This window comes from Ralstonia sp. GX3-BWBA (assembly GCF_003290055.1).
Classification (GTDB): Bacteria; Pseudomonadota; Gammaproteobacteria; order Burkholderiales; family Burkholderiaceae; genus Ralstonia; species Ralstonia holmesii.
Genome location: NZ_QMKS01000022.1, coordinates 169,515 through 186,674 on the forward strand (window position 1 = coordinate 169,515; position 17,160 = coordinate 186,674).

The 17,160-nt window shown below is 64.7% G+C and carries 12 protein-coding genes and 1 riboswitch; all 12 genes read right to left on the bottom strand.

What is annotated here, in order from left to right:
• Window position 1 precedes the first annotated feature (1 nt).
• The 12 genes from DOD19_RS21200 to DOD19_RS21265 all read right to left on the bottom strand — a co-directional run bounded on the left by DOD19_RS21200 (window position 2) and on the right by DOD19_RS21265 (window position 16,832).
• Window positions 2–763, bottom strand: a complete 762-nt coding sequence (locus DOD19_RS21200; RefSeq protein WP_112187896.1) for a cobalamin biosynthesis protein — start codon at window positions 761–763, stop codon at window positions 2–4.
• Window positions 760–1,587 carry a precorrin-4 C(11)-methyltransferase gene (gene cobM, locus DOD19_RS21205; protein WP_024978869.1) on the bottom strand — a complete coding sequence of 276 codons (828 nt, stop codon included), beginning with the start codon at window positions 1,585–1,587 and terminating at the stop codon, window positions 760–762. The genes DOD19_RS21200 and cobM overlap by 4 nt, the downstream gene beginning before the upstream one ends.
• Window positions 1,584–2,315 (bottom strand): precorrin-2 C(20)-methyltransferase, encoded by a 732-nt coding sequence (gene cobI / locus DOD19_RS21210; protein WP_112187898.1) that lies wholly within the window; start codon window positions 2,313–2,315, stop codon window positions 1,584–1,586. The genes cobM and cobI overlap by 4 nt, the downstream gene beginning before the upstream one ends.
• Complete coding sequence (cbiD, locus tag DOD19_RS21215; protein WP_024978867.1) at window positions 2,312–3,463, bottom strand: cobalt-precorrin-5B (C(1))-methyltransferase CbiD; 1,152 nt, start codon at window positions 3,461–3,463, stop codon at window positions 2,312–2,314. The genes cobI and cbiD overlap by 4 nt, the downstream gene beginning before the upstream one ends.
• Window positions 3,460–5,046, bottom strand: coding sequence for a precorrin-8X methylmutase (locus DOD19_RS21220; RefSeq protein ID WP_112187899.1), 1,587 nt, complete (start codon window positions 5,044–5,046; stop codon window positions 3,460–3,462). Before DOD19_RS21220 ends, cbiD begins: the two co-directional genes overlap by 4 nt.
• On the bottom strand, window positions 5,043–5,750 hold the full coding sequence (locus tag DOD19_RS21225) for a cobalt-precorrin-7 (C(5))-methyltransferase (protein WP_024978865.1): 708 nt from the start codon (window positions 5,748–5,750) through the stop codon (window positions 5,043–5,045). Before DOD19_RS21225 ends, DOD19_RS21220 begins: the two co-directional genes overlap by 4 nt.
• Complete coding sequence (gene cobA, locus DOD19_RS21230) at window positions 5,747–6,508, bottom strand: uroporphyrinogen-III C-methyltransferase (protein WP_112187901.1); 762 nt, start codon at window positions 6,506–6,508, stop codon at window positions 5,747–5,749. Before cobA ends, DOD19_RS21225 begins: the two co-directional genes overlap by 4 nt.
• Entirely contained in the window at window positions 6,505–8,448 is a 1,944-nt protein-coding gene (locus tag DOD19_RS21235; RefSeq protein WP_112187903.1) for a putative cobaltochelatase, read from the bottom strand. The genes cobA and DOD19_RS21235 overlap by 4 nt, the downstream gene beginning before the upstream one ends.
• Window positions 8,445–12,554: a cobaltochelatase subunit CobN gene (locus DOD19_RS21240; protein ID WP_112187905.1), complete on the bottom strand. Its 4,110-nt coding sequence runs from the start codon at window positions 12,552–12,554 to the stop codon at window positions 8,445–8,447. Before DOD19_RS21240 ends, DOD19_RS21235 begins: the two co-directional genes overlap by 4 nt.
• Window positions 12,551–12,880, bottom strand: a complete 330-nt coding sequence (locus DOD19_RS21245; protein ID WP_024978861.1) for a ferredoxin — start codon at window positions 12,878–12,880, stop codon at window positions 12,551–12,553. Before DOD19_RS21245 ends, DOD19_RS21240 begins: the two co-directional genes overlap by 4 nt.
• Window positions 12,877–13,941, bottom strand: a complete 1,065-nt coding sequence (locus DOD19_RS21250; RefSeq protein WP_239498071.1) for a HoxN/HupN/NixA family nickel/cobalt transporter — start codon at window positions 13,939–13,941, stop codon at window positions 12,877–12,879. Before DOD19_RS21250 ends, DOD19_RS21245 begins: the two co-directional genes overlap by 4 nt.
• Before the next feature lie 95 nt (window positions 13,942–14,036).
• A riboswitch (cobalamin riboswitch) is annotated at window positions 14,037–14,216 on the bottom strand.
• Window positions 14,217–15,128: 912 nt separating this feature from the next.
• Complete coding sequence (locus DOD19_RS21265; RefSeq protein ID WP_112187909.1) at window positions 15,129–16,832, bottom strand: site-specific integrase; 1,704 nt, start codon at window positions 16,830–16,832, stop codon at window positions 15,129–15,131.
• Window positions 16,833–17,160: the final 328 nt, after the last annotated feature.

A 17,160-nucleotide genomic window follows, 5' to 3' on the forward strand; every position in this document is an offset into this window, starting at 1 on the left:
GTCAGTTGTGTTCAATGGGCAGTATGTGGTCTTCGACGATGGCGACGGTAACGCCATCGAGTGCGGTCTTGGGCACGATCAGTTGGCCACGCGGGCTGGCGATGAGCGCGCACGGCTCGCATACACCGTCCACGCCAATTTGCTGCTGCACCCAGTCGGACGAATGTCCCACCCACGCGCGCGCGGCCACGTCGGCGCGCGCAATCACGCGCAAGGGCAATTGGTGGTGCATACAGAACGCCAGCAGCCCAACCTCGTCGGCCTTCAGGTCGATCGTTGCGATCTCCCGTACTTCAGTCAGGCTCCGGCCGCCCAACGCGTGCACGATCGCCTGCTCGATCGCCTCGGCAGATTTGCCGCGCCGGCAGCCGATGCCGAGCGTGAGCGGTTTGAGCGCCTCGGTTGCAGTGGTCACGGCCGGGCTCGCACCGGTGAGCCTGGCGACTGCGTAGGCGAGTGCATTCGCGCCGCCCTCGTGCCCGCTCAGTAGGGGGATCGCGAAGCGTGCGGCTTCGTCGAGCACCACCACGGCGGGGTCTTCGTACTTGTTTTGCGGCAGGCCGTCGAGGTAGCGCACGACAATGCCGCTTGCGCTCACCATGACCCACTGCCGGTGCAGGCGGAAGTGCCGACGGAAGTGCTCGCGCGGACTTTCATCGGCATGCAGCCAGGGCTGATACACGTCTGCATCCAACCCGGCCGACAGCCGGTGTCCGAGCGGGAGGGCGTCGCTGCGCGTCAACCAGACGGCGACCGGCTTCATGTCGGATCTCCGGCGGCTTGCGTGACTGGGGCTACACGAGCCTTGCGCGGGCGCCGCGTCTTGCGGTCGGTGCCGTCGCGGAAGATATGGGTGAATCCCGCAGCGTAGAGACTGGATTCAACACCGTCCTCGTGTGCAAGTGCGCGGCCGACCAGCAGTAGCGTGGTGAGCAGCCAATCCTTGTTTTGCACCTCGCTCATCAGCGTGCCAAGCGTGCTGCGATGAATCGCCTGGTCTGGCCAGCTTGCACGCCGCACCAGCGCGGCTGGCGTGTCGGCCGGGTAGTGCACCAGCAGGTCGGCCACGGTTTGCTTCAAGCGCTGGCCGGAGAGGAAGATGCACATCGTCGCCTGGTGCTCCGCGAAGCGGAGGACGGACTCCAGTTCCGGCACGGCCGATGCGCGACCCGACACCCGCGTCAGAATGACCGACTGCGATACCAGGGGGCGGGTCAGTTCACTGCCGAGCGCCGCCGCAGCAGCAGTGAACGACGAGACGCCAGGGATGATCTCGTAGGCGATGCCGAGCTTCTCCAGGCGGCGCATCTGCTCTGCCGTGGCGCCGTAGATGGACGGGTCGCCCGAATGCAGCCGCGCCACGTCCTTGCCTTCGAGTTGGGCGCGCCGATAAAGCGCTTCCTGTGCGTCGAGCGACAACTCGGCGGTATCGAATTTTTCGGCGTCCGGTCGGCAGTGCTGCAGCATCTCGGTCGGCACGAGCGAGCCGGCATACAACACCATCGGCACGTTGCCGAGGATGCGGCTGCCGCGCAGCGTGATCAGGTCGGCAGCGCCAGGGCCGGCGCCGATGAAATAGACTTTCATGCGTGACGTTTCTCTCTGGCGGTACTGCGGATCAGCATTGTTGCGAGGTAGCCGCTGGCGCTGGAATCCAAGCGCGATACGTCCTGACACAGCACCTCGCCGGGCAGCCCGATGCGGCGCGCGAATGCGCAGTGCCCGGCAATGCCGAGCGCGTTCAGCAGTTGCAGTACGGCCGGCAGGCGTGCGCCGATCTTCATCAGCACGACGATGTCATGGCTTTCGATGTCCGTGCGCAAGGCCGCCATGTCGTCGGGGCACGGCAGGATCAGGATCCGTTCCTTGCCCTCGCCAAGTGGCCAGGACAGCGCCGATGCGGTGGCCGCAAAGCTCGTGACCCCCGGAAAGGTGGTGTGGCGCAAGCCGGGTACCTTGTCGCGCAGCGCGGCCAGCAGGTAGCCGTAGGTCGAATATGTCATCGAGTCGCCGATGGTCAGGTAGGCGACGTTGCGCCCCTGGCGCAGCTCGCCGGCAATCGCGTCTGCCAATTCGCCGTAGTGCTCCGACAGCACGCTGCGGTCGGGGTCCATCTGGAACTCGATCTCGCAAAATTTGGCTTCTGCAATGGGCAAGCCTGCCAGGCACTGGCGCGCGACCGAGGTTTCACTGCCACGCGCGCGCGGCAGGTAGATGCGCTCGGCATCCTGCAATGCGGCCAGGGCCGCGACCGGAATCAGCCCTGCCGGGCCCGGCCCGACGCCCACGCCAACGAAATGACCGAGCGCGCTCACGCGGCCGCTCCGAGCGGTGTGCCGTCCATGGCAAACAGGCGGACCGCCACGCGGTCGACCCTCGGGACCCGGGGCTGCATCAGGGCGGCCAGCCGCCGTTCGATGTCGGTCCAGAACGCTTGCGCGCCCGGTTCATTTCGCATGATTTCCACGATGTTTTCCACGGTGTTGGCTTTCTCTATCTGTTGGGTGAGTCCGCTGGCAAAGCCCAGGTCGGCCGCCACGGCCGCCACGGAATGCATGGCCATGCGGCTCTTGCTCGAATGCGTGTCCCACGCGTCCCCCATTCGCTCATCAAGCAGCTTGGCAAGCTTGCCCGGATGCCCGAGCACCCACAGCGTTCCCAGACGCGCCTGCGACTCTTCCAGCGCTTGCTGGGCATAGTCGAGGGACGCGCCGACGAAGTTGGCGATCTGCACCACCTGCTTCTTTTGCAGGGCCAGCGTGTCGGTTGCAAATCGCCGGCCGATCTTGCCGGGGGTGAACGCGATGGCCTCTGGCTGCTCACCCAGGGCGACGCGGATGTACACCTCGATCGACGCCATCCACGCAGCGAGCGACATCGGCTCAACGATGCCGCTGGTGCCGAGGATCGAGATACCGCCCACGATCCCGAGCATGGGGTTGAACGTACGCTTGGCGATCTTCTCTCCGTCGACGCAGCCGATGGCTAGGTCAAAGCCTGGGTTGGCTGCGCCGTTGAGCACCTCGTCAACCGCCATCTGCATCATTTGGCGTGGCACGGGGTTGATGGCCGCCTCCCCCGGCGGCACGCGCAGGCCCGGCTGGGTGACCATGCCGACGCCCTCGGCCGCAAGAAAGCGCACCGCGCCTTGGTGATTGACCGTCACCCTGGCGAAGATTGTTGCGCCGTCGGTGTTGTCGGGATCATCGCCGCCGTACTTCTTCACGTCTGCGCGCACCGAGCCGTCTGCCAGCCGCTCCACGTTCTCCACCGGCACCAGCAGGTAGTAGTCGGGGTCGGGCAGGCTGACCTCGACTTCGCTGGCGACCTCGCCGCGCAACAGCATCAACAGCGCAGCCTTGACCGCGGCCGTGGCGCAACTGCCGGTCGTGCGGCCGCGGCGCAGGCCATTGGGGGCCAGCGTGGCGAGATCGAAGGGGCGGCGGTGCGCTTCGCTGGTCACGGCATCTGATTCTGGCGGTGGACCTGATCGATTGCCGCGATCATCAGTGCGTTGATGGCCGACGCTGCCCACGGCGATCCGCCGCGCGTGCCACGGTTGGTGATGCGCGGCACCTGCAGCAGGCGGCGTAACTCGTCCTTGCATTCGCGCGTGCCGACAAAGCCCACCGGCAGTCCGACCACAAGCTGCGGGCGCCAGCCGTGCTCGCGCACCAGCCGCACCAGTTCCATGATCGCCGTGGGCGCATCGCCGATCGCCACGACGACATCGTTGCCGAACTTCTGCCAGGCACGCCGAATGCCCGCTGCGGACCGCGTAATGCCATGCGCCTCGGCCAGCAACCGGGTTTCCTCGTCGTGCACGCCGCACCATGTCTGCATGCCAAGTTGGTCGAGCACCGCACGTTTGAGCCCCGTCTGCACCATGGTCACGTCGGCGACGATGCGGCGGCAGCGCAGCAGCGCCCGGATGCCGGTCGTCACTGCGCCGGGGGAGAAATACAGGTCATCGACGATGTCGAAATCGCCGCTGGTATGCACCAGGCGCTTGAGCACGATCTGGTGATCGTCCGGCACGTCGGACCAGTCGCGTCCCTGGTCGATGATGCGCATGCTCTCGGCTTCGATCGGGTGCGGCACGTAGGGCGGCCATTCCGCAGCGGGAGCGGGGGCGCCCGCTGTTTCGTCCCGCCCGAGCAGTCCGCGTACTAGGCCGTGGTGAGCCTGCTGCGGCGTGCCGACCTGCTCTTCAAAGCCGACGATCTGCACACGGTATTTGCAGAGCGCGCAGTTCATCGTGGCCCGGCCTTCGATGCCCTCTGCTGCGCGCTCCAGAAACACATCGGCCACATGCGGGTGCGCACCGAGATAGCCCGCCTTGACCACCTCGAGTTCCGGGTGGCGGGTTGCCAGATCGTCGGCCGCGGCGTAGATGCGCTTGACCAGTACGCCATCAAACAGAAAGTAGGGCAGTACCACGACGCGCTTGTGCCCAAGCAGCGCGGCTGCTTTGAGGCCATCGGCCACCAGCGGCCGGGCAGTGCCTGAATAGCAGACGAACGAGGTACCGAAGCCGAGCCCTTCCTCGAGCATGCGCGCAACCTTGGATATCTCCGAATTCGCATCGGGGTCCGAGGTGCCGCGTCCGACAACAACCAGACAGGTATCGGCGCGCGCCACGGTGTGCCCCGAGAGCGCTTCGGCCTGGATGATGCGCTCCCGGCAGAGCTGCAGCAGTTTGGGGTGCAGGTCCATCGCTGCCCCGAAATGGAAGTCGACACCGGGGTGCGCCTGCCTGAGTGCGAGCAGTTCGCTAGGCATGTCGTTCTTGGCGTGCGTGGCCGCAAGCAACACGCCGGGCACCATCACCACGCGCCGTGCGCCATTGGCGATGACGCCGTTGACTGCTTGGTCGATGGTTGGCGTAGCGAATTCCAGAAAGCCATGCGCAACCATGCGGCCACCGGCACGCTCGCGCAGGAGCGCGACCAGCGCCTCGAATTCGCCCACGCCGTCGGGGTCGCGGCTGCCGTGTCCAGCCAGGACGATGGCGTAGTCAGTGGCGGTGTCAGTGGTCGCGCTCATTGCGCCTCCGGCGGTGGCTCGATCTGACTGGGGATGGGGTTCATGGTGCGGATCAGCATGATGCTCATGTCGGAGAAGCGCTGATGCGCGCACTCGGCCAAGGTGCCGCGCCATTGGGCCTCGGCTTGCGTGAGATGCTCCCATACCTCCACCGGCTGCTGCGCGGGGATGCCGTTTTCGAGCAGGTACGCGGCGATGTGCCAGGGCATGAACGAACGTGCCTCGTCCCAGGGGCAGGGGATCACGATGGCGTTGCGCTGGTCTTCAAGCACATGCACCAGATGGCGTTTGAACGGTGTCAGATCACCACGGCGGTGGAAGGTGATGAAGGTTGTCTCGTCAAAGCACACCTTGGCGCGCGACGCCAGGATTTGCGCCGACGAGATGCCGGGGATGGTATCGACCGGATGGCCGCACGCCCGCTCGACCCGCTCCAGATATTGGAAGCCGCTGAAGTGGATGTCGCCCATGAACACGACCACGCATTTCTTCCCGGCGTGATGCAGCTGCGCCACCTTGTCGAGCTGGGCGACCTGATCGCGGTAGCCCATCAGCACGACTTCGGCGCTTTGAGGAATCAGCGCCTGCACAACGTTGACGACGGCATTGAATCCGGCAACGACGTCGGCGTTGCGAATCAATTCGGCGGAGCGTTGCGGCAGGTAACCGATATCGCCGGGGCCGGCACCGATGCAGATGATCATTGCGTTTCCTTATGTTGTGTCGCCGCAAGGCGTGGCACGTCCCTGGCCAGCCCGACGGTCGAGCCGATCACAAGCAGCGCCGGGCTGCCCAGGCCGGCCGCCGCAACATCGTCGGCCAGGCGCGCCAGCGTGCTCAAGACCTGCCGCTGCTCTGGCCGGGTGCCGTGCTGGATCGCGGCGGCCGGTGTGTCGGGCGGCATGGCTTGTTGCAGTTGTGCGCTGATGTGCGAGAGGTTTGCGATGCCCATGTAGATCACCAGCGTCATGCCGCTGCGGCCGAGCAACGGCCAATCGGGTTCGTCATTCTGGAGGCTGTGGCCGGAGACGAAGATGGCACCGTGCACATGATCACGATGCGTGAGCGGGATGCCGAGTGTGGACGGCACCGCGAGACCGGCCGTAATGCCGTTGACCGCCTCCACTTCGATCCCGGCGGCAAGCAGGGCTTGCATCTCTTCGCCCCCGCGCCCGAAGACGAACGGGTCGCCTCCTTTGACGCGGGCAACGCATCGCCCTGCCAGCGCTTCGTCCAGCATGCGGCGTTCAATGTCGGCTTGCGGGGTGGAGGCGCCGCCGCCGCGCTTGCCGACGTGGATCACTTCGGCTGTTTTTGGCGCGAATTGCAGCACCTCCGGGTTGGCCAGATCGTCGATCAGCACGACGTCGGCAAGCGCCAGGCGGCGCACCGCCTTGAGCGTCAGCAGCTCGACATCGCCAGGACCGGCGCCGATCAAGTACACCTTGCCACGCGGGTTCATCGCGGCAGCCTTTCGCGGATGGTCAGCCGCAGTTGCTCACCGCTGATCTGGTCCAGGGGTAGGCAATCTGCATGCAGCGCTTGCGCGAGCTCGTGGGCGCGGCCCAGGCGCACGAAATCCTGCTCAGTGTCCAGAACCAGGGCTGGTGTGCCCCGCGCTGCCAGACTCTGGGCCGCATCGAGCGATTCCTGCCACGGATCGGCGCTCTCGTTCAGAGCGATGTTGGCGCGTCCGTCGCTGAGCACCACCAGGAGCGGTGTGGCGCCATCGTGCTGTGCCAGCGTGGACGCGGCCAGATGCAGCGCATGCGCCAGCGGCGTCCTGCCGCCGGTCGGCAGCTCGCGCAGAGCCAGTTCGGCCAACTCGACCTGGCGGGTGGGCGGCAGCACCAGCTCGGCACGCTCGCCGCGAAAGCAGATCACGGCAACCTGGTCGCGGCGCTGGTAAGCGTCTTGCAGCAGGCCGAGCACGCAGGACTTGACCGTCTCCATGCGCCGGCGTGCCGCCATTGAGCCGGAGGCATCCACCACCAGCAGGATCAGGTTGGACTGCTGACCCACGTGCACCTTGTCATGCAGATCGGCGCGGGTCACCTCAAACTCGGTTGGGTTGCGCATCAGCGCGTGACGCAGCGTGGCGTCTACCGCAAGCTGGTTCGGGGCTTGGCTTGGCACGGCGCTGATGGCTTGGCCGCGGCGGGCACCCACGATACGGCTGCGCCGGCCACTGGCCTCATGCGCCTGCATTGCAACCACGTCGATGCGCCCGATCGCATCCGCTGCGGCGGCCATAAACAACCGCTCGGCTGCGCTATTGGATTGCGGTGCGTTGTCAACGTCATCGGTGCGGTTGTCCGCAAGTTCTGACTCGGCTGTTTCGCCGTCACCCGTTGCGCGGGTGTCATCTGCCGGGGCGGGCGGTTGGGCAAGCTGCTGCTGTTGCTGGGTCAACGCATCCAGGCGCTCGCTGTCCAGGCCGCTCTGCTCGAAGGGCTTGCGCCGGCGGCGGTGCGGCAGCGCCAGCTCGGCGGCTTCGCGCACGTCTTCGGCAGTGACCACGTCGCGGCCGTTCAGCACGGCAAGCGCGCGCGCTGCCTTGTGGATCACGATATCCGCGCGCAGGCTCGCGACCTCGAATTCGCAGCACACCTGGCTGATAAAGGCGAGCAGCGAGTCGGGAAGCCGCACGCTGGCCACCTGCTGTTGCGCGGTGCGAATGGCCGCGCGCAAGGTATCGGTTTCCGGTTGCCACGCGGCGATGAATGACTTCGGATCGGCCTCGAACGCGAGCCGTCGACGCACCACCTCGGCGCGTACGGCTGGGTCGCGCGGCGCGCTTACCTCCACCATCAGGCCAAAGCGATCCAGTAATTGCGGGCGCAGGTCCCCTTCCTCCAGATTCATGGTGCCGAGCAGCGTGATGCGCGCCGGATGGCTGATCGCCAGACCCTCGCGCTCCACCGTGTTGCGGCCCATGGCAGAAACGTCGAGGAGCATGTCGACCAGGTGGTCGGCCAGCAGGTTGACTTCATCCACATACAACAGCCCGCGATGGGCAGCGGCAAGCAAGCCGGGCTGGAAGGCTTTCCTGCCGTCTTTCAGGGCGCGTTCGAAGTCGAGGCTGCCGAGCACACGGTCTTCCGTTGCACCGAGCGGCAGGTTGACGAACGGCACGGGTGCACTGGCGATGTCGCGCGTGCTGTCCTGGCATACGCTGCATTCGGCCAGCGGGGCTTCCGGCTCGCAGTTGAACGTGCAGCCGGCCACGCGCTGGATCGGCGGCAGGACATCGGCCAGACCGCGCGCGGCCGTGCTCTTGGCGGTGCCCTTGTCGCCCCGGATCAGCACGCCGCCCAAGGTCGGGTCGACCGCGCACAGCAGGAGCGCACGCTTGAGCTGCGCCTGGCCGACGATGGCGGTGAACGGGTAGTGGTGTCTCATGGTTTGCGGGCTGTTGCGTGGCCTTGTGTGCGAACCTCTCCGCGCGCTTCGAGCATGGCTTCACCGTGCAGATGCAGCGCTCGCAACGCAGCAAGGGTTTCCGGTTTGGGTTGGGCCCACAACTGGCGCTGTGCGGCCTCAAGAAGCCGGTCGGTAATGGCGGTGAGTGCCCAGGGATTGCTTTGGGCAAAGAACTGCTGCATTTGCGGTGCAAAGGCATAGGTTTCGGCCACCTGCTCGTACACCCAGTCATCCACGACATGGGCGGTGGCGTCGTAGCCGAACAGGTAGTCGACTGTGGCCGCCAGCTCAAGGCCCCCCTTGTAGCCGTGTTTCATGATGCTGGAGATCCACTTCGGATTGGCCACCCGCGCGCGGAAGACGCGCAGGACTTCTTCCTTCAGCCCGCGTACGGCGGGGTTGTCCGGCTGATGGCTGTCTCCAAAGTAGTGGCGCGGCTGGCGTCCGGTCAGGCTGCGGATGGTGGCGATCATGCCGCCGTGGTACTGCAGATAATCGTCGCTGTCGAAAATGTCGTGCTCGCGGTTGTCCTGATTGTGCAGGGCCACCTCGACACCCGACAGACGGTGCCGGAAATCGGCACGCGCATCGGTGCCATCGTCTGCGCGACCGTAGGCATAGCCGCCCCAGTTGATGTAGGCCGTGGCGAAATCGGCGTCTTCCTGCCAGTTCTGTTCCTGGATCAAGGGCAGGATGCCCGCACCGTACGTTCCCGGCTTCGAACCGAAGACGCGATAGAGCGCGCGCTGCTCGGCACTATCGCCCTGCAGTTGGCGGAACAAGTCGTGCTTGAGGTCAGCCAGGTAGTGCTTGCGCAGGAAGTTCTGTTCAGCCGGCTCATCCAGCCTGGCGACCATGTGCACGGCTTCGTCCACCAGGTGGATCAGATGCGGGAACGCGTCACGGAAGAAGCCGCTGATGCGTACCGTCACGTCGATGCGCGGGCGGCCCAGTTCGGACAACGGAATCGCCTCGACACCGGTCACGCGCCGGCTCTCTGCTTGCCAGCGGGGGCGCACGCCCAGCAGGGCGAAGATTTGGGCGATGTCATCACCGTGGGTGCGCATGGCGCTGGTGCCCCATACGCTGATGCTGACTGACTCAGGCAACCGGCCGGTCTCCCTGCGATGACGCGCCAGAACTTCGTTGGCCAACTCCGAGCCGACACGCCATGCTGCCTGCGACGGCAGGCTGCGCGGGTCCACCGAGTAGAAGTTGCGGCCGGTTGGCAGCACGTGCGCCATGCCGCGAGTCGGTGCGCCACTCGGCCCGGCGGGTACGTAGCCCCCCGCAAGGCCCTTGAGCAGGTTGTCGATCTCTTCCGAGGTGCGTGCGAGATTGGGCACCAGTTCGCGGCAGACATAGGCCAGGGTCTGCCGGATGGCTTCGATGCCCATCGTGCCCGGCAGCACATCGGCCAGCGTCGCGTCGATCGCGTTGGCATCGAAATGGCACGCGGCCAGCCTGGCCACCAACTGCCGGCCGAGAGCGGTGATCGCGTCGAATGCATCGGCGCGGGTGACGAGCGTACGCGCGGCGAGTCGGGCGAGCGTGGGCGGAATGCTATCCAGCCGGTGGCCCTTGTCGTGCTGCAACGCTGCCCAATCGATGTCGAGCGCGGCAGCCACGCCGGCCGGCAGCCCTGGAACCGAGAGGTTGGGCAGGCGCACCAGCGCACAGACCATGTCGATCAGTGCATCCCCGGCCGGAACCTTGCCCAGCACGTGCAGGCCGTCGCGTATCTGTGCCGCGCCCAGCTCGCACAGGTAGCCATCGATGTCCTCGATCAGGTGCGCGACGTCAACGCCCTCCATCTGGGCCAGCGTCAGCGGTACGCCGTCTTTGTTCAGCGTTGCATCCCACGTGTGGCTGTGGTCGTGGTGGTGATCATCATGGTCATGACCGTGGCCGTCATCGTGATGATGGTGGTGATGACCGTGGCCGCCATGGGGGTGATGTTTCTTACCGGTGGGCATCAGCCGGTGCTTCGGCACGGCTGTCTTTTTGCCTGCGGTTGGCATCGGTCGGTACTTGCCGGCGGTGGCCGCTTGTGCACTGGCGTGCGCGGGATGGTCATGGTGACCGTTCTCGTGGCCGCGCATTGCGGCCAGATCGGTGTCGAGCTGAGCTTCCTTGATCAGGTCCCAGATCTGCTGCTGCAGCAGGGGCAGCTTGGCAGGGTCCAGCATTTCGACCTGGTAGTACTCGTCCACCAGTTGCGTCAGTTGCGCCAGCGGACCATACGTGTCGGCGGTGGTCATCGGTGGAGTGAGGTGGTCGACGATCACCGAATGCGCGCGGCGCTTGGCCTGCGACCCTTCTCCCGGGTCGTTCAGGATGAACGGGTAGAGCATCGGCATGTCGCCCAGCAGCGCATCCGGGAAGCAGTCCTGCGACATGCCCACGCCCTTGCCTGGTAGCCACTCCAGCGTACCGTGCTTGCCAACGTGAACAATGGCGTCTGCCTGCCAGTCATCACGCAACCAGCAATACAGGGCGTAGTAGTGATGTGTGGGCGGCAGGTCGGGCGTGTGATAGATCGCATCCGGATCCATGCCGTAGCCGCGCGGCGGTTGCAGTGCGACGAAGGCGTTGCCGTATTCGATGCCGGCAAACACGAGTTTGCCCTCATGAACGTAGGCGCCACCCGGCGGCTCACCCCAGCGCTCGCGCATTCGTTGCTGTAGCACGTGCGGCAGTTGGCCGAACCATTCGGCGTAACGCGCTGTGGGAACGGTGGCAATGGCGTGCCGGAGTTGATCGGCGCTCAGGTAGGCCTCGTCGTAGGCGCCGCGGTCGATGAGGTCGTGGATGAGCGCATCGCCCGACTCAGGCAGGCCTTCAATGCTGTAGCCCTGGGCCCGCATGGCGTGCAGCAGGGCAAACAGCGAGGCCGGCGCATCCAGGCCCACCGCATTGCCGATCTGCGACGCCTTGCTGCTGCTGTTGGTGAAGATGAAGGCGACACGCTTGTGTTCCGGCAGCGTGCGGCGTAGCGCGACCTGGCGTGCCACTACGCCGGCCAGCCGGCGCATCCGGTCGGCCACTGGCACGTAGTGGGTCTCGCCCCGCATGTCGCCCTGACTGTCCTTGAATGAGACCGGTACGCCCACGATGCGGCCATCGAACTCTGGCAGTGCGACGTTCATCGCGGTATCGAGGGGGTTGAGGCCACGTTCGGACGCTTCCCACTGGGCCTGCGTCATGCTGCTGGCAATGGCCTGGATCACTGGGACGCCAAACTGTCCGAGTGCTGCCACCGACCAGCCAGGCAGGGTCGGGCCATCCGCGCTGACGTCGCCCATCGCGAACGAGGTAGTGTTGATCAGTGCGTCGATGCGGCAGGCTGCATCGGCAACAAACAGCCCCAGTGCGGCGGGTTGGCCGGAAGCATCCAGCGCGCGTAGCGACGCGGTGTAGACCGGCAGCGCGTTGAGGCCACGTTCGGCCAGCATATCGACGAGCATGTCGATAAAGCGGGTATTGCCGCTAAGCCAGTGAGCCCGGTAGAACGTAATGCCGACCGTCGGCCACTGGGGGTTGCAGGCCGCGGTATCGGCGGCCCAATCGGCCAGCGTGGTCTGCAGCGGCAGCGCGGGGTGGTAGATACCGTGCTCGGGGAGTGCCGCCGGCGGCTGGTAACCGAAGCCGGTCATCAACAGGCGGTCGGACAAGCAACGCAGCAATTGCGCCATGTTGCCCACGCCGCCAGCCTGGAGGTAGGCCGTCACCTCATGCTGCAAGGCTGGAGGGACATTGCACAGCGCTGCCAGCTCGGGGTCTGGCTCGCCGGTGCCGCTGACGACAATCAGCGCCTGGTGGTGCGTCGATGCGGCTTTGAGCAGCGCATCGAAGCCCGGCACGTCATGCGCGCGGCCGAGCAATCGCACAACGACCACGCGCGCTTCAAGCAATGTGGTCGCAAGCAGCATGTTCATGCGGTCAGCGCTGTCGATGGTCTGCAGGTTCACCGCTTCGACCGCAGCGAAATCACCGGGGAGGGCGGCACGCGCACGGACCAGCGCGGTCAGGTCAGTGCCGGCGTGACTGAGCAACACGACACGGGGCGAGATGTTGCCTGTCATGCTTCGGCCTCCGGTTCCACATCGCCAACACCTAGACGGTGAAAGATGAGCGGCTCGACCGGGCAGTCGCCCGCAAGGTGCTCACTGACAATACGGCCGATGGCGGCGGCGTCCACATTGCGATACCAGATGCCGTCCGGATACACCGCCATGATCGGTCCCTGCTTGCAAACCGCGAAGCAATGGGTGCGGGTCCGCTTGACGCGCAAACCGTCGCACGCGTCGATGGCTTGGCCAAGCACCTTGAACATGTCTTCTGCTGAGGCACCGTTGTCTGTACAGCGCGGGCCCGTACACATCAATACATGCCGATCGTGCGTTCTCATTGCGGGCCGCCTTTCATCAGTGCAGGGGAGGGCAGACGGTCGTAGCCTTTCCACTGATAGATGCCTGCTGAAATGGCCCAGCTCAGGATGAAGAGACCGATGGCCAGATAGCCGAACTCCGCCAGTCTTTCATTGAGTAGGGAAACCCATGCCCACGGCCCGTCGTGCAGGCTCAGGCGGTTGGCCAGCAGACCGAGCGCCTCGATGGAGCCGATGACGAACGCCATCAGCACCGAGGTCAACGTGATCGTGATGTTGTACCAGAGCTTGCGCATCGGGTTGACAAAGGCCCAGCCATAGGCGCCGACCATCAGGATGCTGTCGAGCGTGTCGATCAGGGCCATGCCTGCGGTGAACAGAACGGGGAAGACCATGACCGACAGGAATGGGACGCCCTTGGGCGTCTGGGCCGCTGAGATTGAAAACAGCCCGATCTCCGTGGCCGTGTCGAATCCGAGGCCGAACAGGAAACCGAGCGGAAACATATGCCAGCTCTTGGTGACCAGCCGGAACATCGGGCGAAACAGCCGCGCCATGACGCCATTGCCGGACGTCAGCGTGTCGATGTCTTCGTCACGGATCGCTTCTCCCTTCCTGAAACGGACGAACTGTTTCCACACCGCACAAAGAATGAAGAGGTTGGTTGCCGCAATGACAAGCAGGAAGAGGGCGGAGATGGCCGTCGAAATGCCACCGCCGCTTTCCCTGAGTGCGCCAAGACGTGCACCCATGGCGGAACTCGCGGTAACGACGACGAACACCGCCAGCACGATCAACGTCGAATGTCCGGTGGAGAAGAAGAAACCCACTGCGAAGGGGCGTTGGCCCTGCTGCACCAGCTTGCGCACCACGTTGTCGATCGCGGCGATGTGATCGGCATCGACTGCATGGCGCAGCCCGAACAGGTAGGCCAGTAGTGCGGTACCAAGCAAGCCGGGTTGTCCGGCAAAGGCGGTGAGCGCCCATGCCCAGGCCAGTAGGTTCAGTCCAATGAGTACTGCCAGCAGGCTGACTGGCGTACGGGACGGAGAGGTTAAACGGCGCGAGAGCGGCGATGCCACGGAAGGCCTCTTTGCGAGATGCATCGCCGCGAGACAGGACAAAACGGCTTGGCCGCTTTTCGTATCCCCCAGTACACCCCGCCCGGATTGACCCCACGTCGACAAGAGATGATGGCCGGTCTCCTGGCTTGTGCGTCATCACCGCGCATCGCCTTCCCGGAACCCTCCGGTGGCACTTTGATACGGGCTCGTCACTTACAGTTGCGGGGGCAGCCACGGCTTCACACCGTGTTCCCGTTTCACCCTTCAAGGGCACCATCATTCGTCGCCGGATCATACGCGATGAGGCTGGGCATGTGAACATCGCGCAGCGCGTAGTCATGCGCGTGAATCTTCCGTACATCCGCGGCTGGTGCACCTTGGCCGGCCGTCGCTTCCTTGGCACCCAGAAACCGACGTCAGTCATGATCCGGCGCACCGTCTCGCTGGCCAGCGCTCACGCAGCTTCTAGGCCGCCAGCTTCAGGCCGAAATCCGCATAGCTGTCCCGAATCAGCCCGCGCATGCGTAACTCCAGACCGGGCGGCAGTTGGTTGTTGGCCGGTCGGCCTGGATGTCGGTTCTGCAGACCCGCTGCACCTTGAACCTGATAGCGTCGCAACAAACGCAACGCTTACACCAAGCCGGGCAGCAGCAATCCCAGTCTTGAGGTGCTCATCGGTGAGCGCCTGGAGGTTCTTGGGTCGGTCGAGCACTCGGACATTTGGACTTGGCTATAACCGGACATCACAACCTGGCTCTAGCACCTAAATTACGCATAATTTGTGTTATGTAAAATAAAAGAGGCTTGCAGATAACGCAGCGGCGACATGCAGACGCTGCAGTGCTCCTGGCGGACGGAAGCAATTTTGTTCACTTTCGTGAGGTAGCCCTATTCACTCGTCGGCCAAATACTGCCCAAGAGCTGACCGCATGCACCTGTGATCGGTGCCAGCGTCGGCTGACCCCTGAGGAGCCTGGTGAGTTGCAAGAGCGACTATCGCTTGACCACTCCTGCGGCTTCAATTCTGTCTCTGGTGACGGCAACGTGGTTAGTCTCGACCTGTGCCAGCGCTGCGTGAAGGAACTGCTCGGAAAATGGTTACGTACAGGACAGCCGAAAGACTTGTGAGGAAGGGAGCGACTGCAACTGTGTAGCGAGGCATCACAACTGAACCTTCCATGGCATAGCACGCAGCGGCTAACCGTTCATTTTCGGGCGTCAAAGGCCTCCCCAAGCTGTCTCGCGCGCTTGCTCTCATCGCTGTGCAAGTAGATCGAGGTGGTCGAAACAGAGGCGTGGCGCAGATTGTCGCGTACGGTGGTCAATTCCGCGCCGCGCGCGAGCGCGTGGGTGGCATGTGTATGGCGCATCCAATGCGGACTGGCCTTGCGCAGCTTCTCCGCCAGCACCGCATGATCGTTCTCTATGGTATCGGCTGCGGTCTCAAAAAACCTTCTAACCACGCTCCACAGCCGCGTTCCCGTGATTCCCGCTTCGGGATCCAACCCTAACCCACCAATTAGCGGCGTCTTCGGATTCCAGCGCGCCTGGGTGACCGGCAGCCCGCGCTCCAGCAGATAATGATCCAGCGCCGCACGCGCCAGTGGCGGCAGCGCAACCTTGCCAGCGCGACTCCCCTTCCCTATCAGATTGAGCCAGTGATCGCCCTGCCGGTCCGTTGCGAGGTCACCGAGCTTAGAAGAAACGAGTTCGCTCGCCCGCAGGCCTGTCGCATAGCCAAAATCCAGTACAAAGCGCAATCGCTGCGCCGCCGGCGCTTCCCAGCCATACGACCACTCCAGGCCATCAGCAATAGTGCGCACCAGTGCCCATTCGCCCTCTGTGAATACGTGCGAGGCGTCCAGGGCCGCAGTCCGTCCGCCCCCGCGCACTTTTACGCCAGCAAACGGGTTGGCCAGCACGTAACGCTGCTGGATCAACCAACGGAACATGGTTCCCAGCACGGACAAGGCATACGCAATCGAACGCGTGGACAGCCCATCCGTGAACGGCCGCCATTCGACGGACGTGCGCGGGCGGGCCGGACCGACCCAGCGCTCCCACGGCGTCGGCCGGCGCAGAAACCCCCGGTAGGCAATGGCATCTTCGGTGGTCAGCGACGACAGCGGCCGACCGCGTTCGACGATTGCCCACAAGATCAGCCGCTCCGCTTCCTTGCGGTAGGCCCGCTGGGTGGCCGGCGATTCGTGCAGGGACAGCCACGCCTGAACGGCTTCGTAGTCGTTGTCAGCGGTGAGCACGCAGGTCTCACGTGGCGCACGGAATTGCCCTTGAGAGCCGTCAACCTCGTTCGGTAGGCGCAATTGCTCCCACGGGACTACCACGCCACGGACCTGTTCAGCGATCAGCGCCCGGGCACGCTCGGTCAATCGGGGGTGTTCGGCAAAGAATGCCTCGATGCGCCGCGCACTGGCCTGCCCCAATCCGGGAATGACTGCCCACCAGCGGCGTCGGCGCGGCACGCGGACAGTCAGATCGGCCAAGGTGTCGATACCCGCGGCACGCAGCGCGGCGACGGTGCGCGCATCCAGCCACAGCGCCACGGCATCGCTGATGGCTGGTTGTGGCAATGGGAGCGTGCGGAGCAGCTCGATCGCCTGGTCGGCTGCCCTGCCCTGTTTGGCGCGTTCGGTCGCGGGCATCTCAAACAGCGCGGCCAAATCGTCGCGCTGCCGCTGGCGTGCGAACGCGGCGAGCTGGCGCCGGATGCGCCCGAGCACGCCGCGTGAGGACTGCCCCGGCGTAAGGCGCTCGCCCAGGTAGCGCTCAACGGCCTCGCGGGTGGACAAACCGGCATGCCAAGCCCGCAGCGCCGCGAGTTCGGGAGCATCGGGAAAGTCAGGCGGAGTGCCGACCGAAGTATCGACAGGGAGCAGACGCGTTTTCATTGGAAGCAGTTTAGTGCTGCCATGTATCTATTGCGATAAGAATAGTTATCGCAATAGCTTGGTAGCCGAGCGACACAATACGTCCTGACGTGCATGAGCTGTCCGACTCAAGAAAATCTAACGACGCTCGCGATTTATCTTGATGGTCGGTCGCTCTAGCTTCCCTTCCCGTACGAAACTGGGCGGCAGGTTGGTTTCTGAAAGGGGTGTCCACATGGCTGAGATATGGGTCGACCGTGCTCCTTCCGCAAAACTATTCCCCTGTCGTCGCGGGTGGTGTCGTCCGTCGACGCCGTCGTCCACTGTCGAGATTCATTGAATCTGGAAC

Excerpts from the sequence above, each read along its gene's own strand:
- cobM (WP_024978869.1), bottom strand. The coding sequence starts at position 1,587 with ATGAAAGTCTATTTCATCGGCGCCGGCCCTGGCGCTGCCGACCTGATC.
- DOD19_RS21225 (WP_024978865.1), bottom strand. The coding sequence starts at position 5,750 with ATGATCATCTGCATCGGTGCCGGCCCCGGCGATATCGGTTACCTGCCG.
- DOD19_RS21235 (WP_112187903.1), bottom strand. The coding sequence starts at position 8,448 with ATGAGACACCACTACCCGTTCACCGCCATCGTCGGCCAGGCGCAGCTC.
- DOD19_RS21245 (WP_024978861.1), bottom strand. The coding sequence starts at position 12,880 with ATGAGAACGCACGATCGGCATGTATTGATGTGTACGGGCCCGCGCTGT.
- cobA (WP_112187901.1), bottom strand. The coding sequence starts at position 6,508 with ATGAACCCGCGTGGCAAGGTGTACTTGATCGGCGCCGGTCCTGGCGAT.
- DOD19_RS21220 (WP_112187899.1), bottom strand. The coding sequence starts at position 5,046 with ATGAGCGCGACCACTGACACCGCCACTGACTACGCCATCGTCCTGGCT.
- DOD19_RS21265 (WP_112187909.1), bottom strand. The coding sequence starts at position 16,832 with ATGAAAACGCGTCTGCTCCCTGTCGATACTTCGGTCGGCACTCCGCCT.
- DOD19_RS21240 (WP_112187905.1), bottom strand. The coding sequence starts at position 12,554 with ATGACAGGCAACATCTCGCCCCGTGTCGTGTTGCTCAGTCACGCCGGC.
- DOD19_RS21200 (WP_112187896.1), bottom strand. The coding sequence starts at position 763 with ATGAAGCCGGTCGCCGTCTGGTTGACGCGCAGCGACGCCCTCCCGCTC.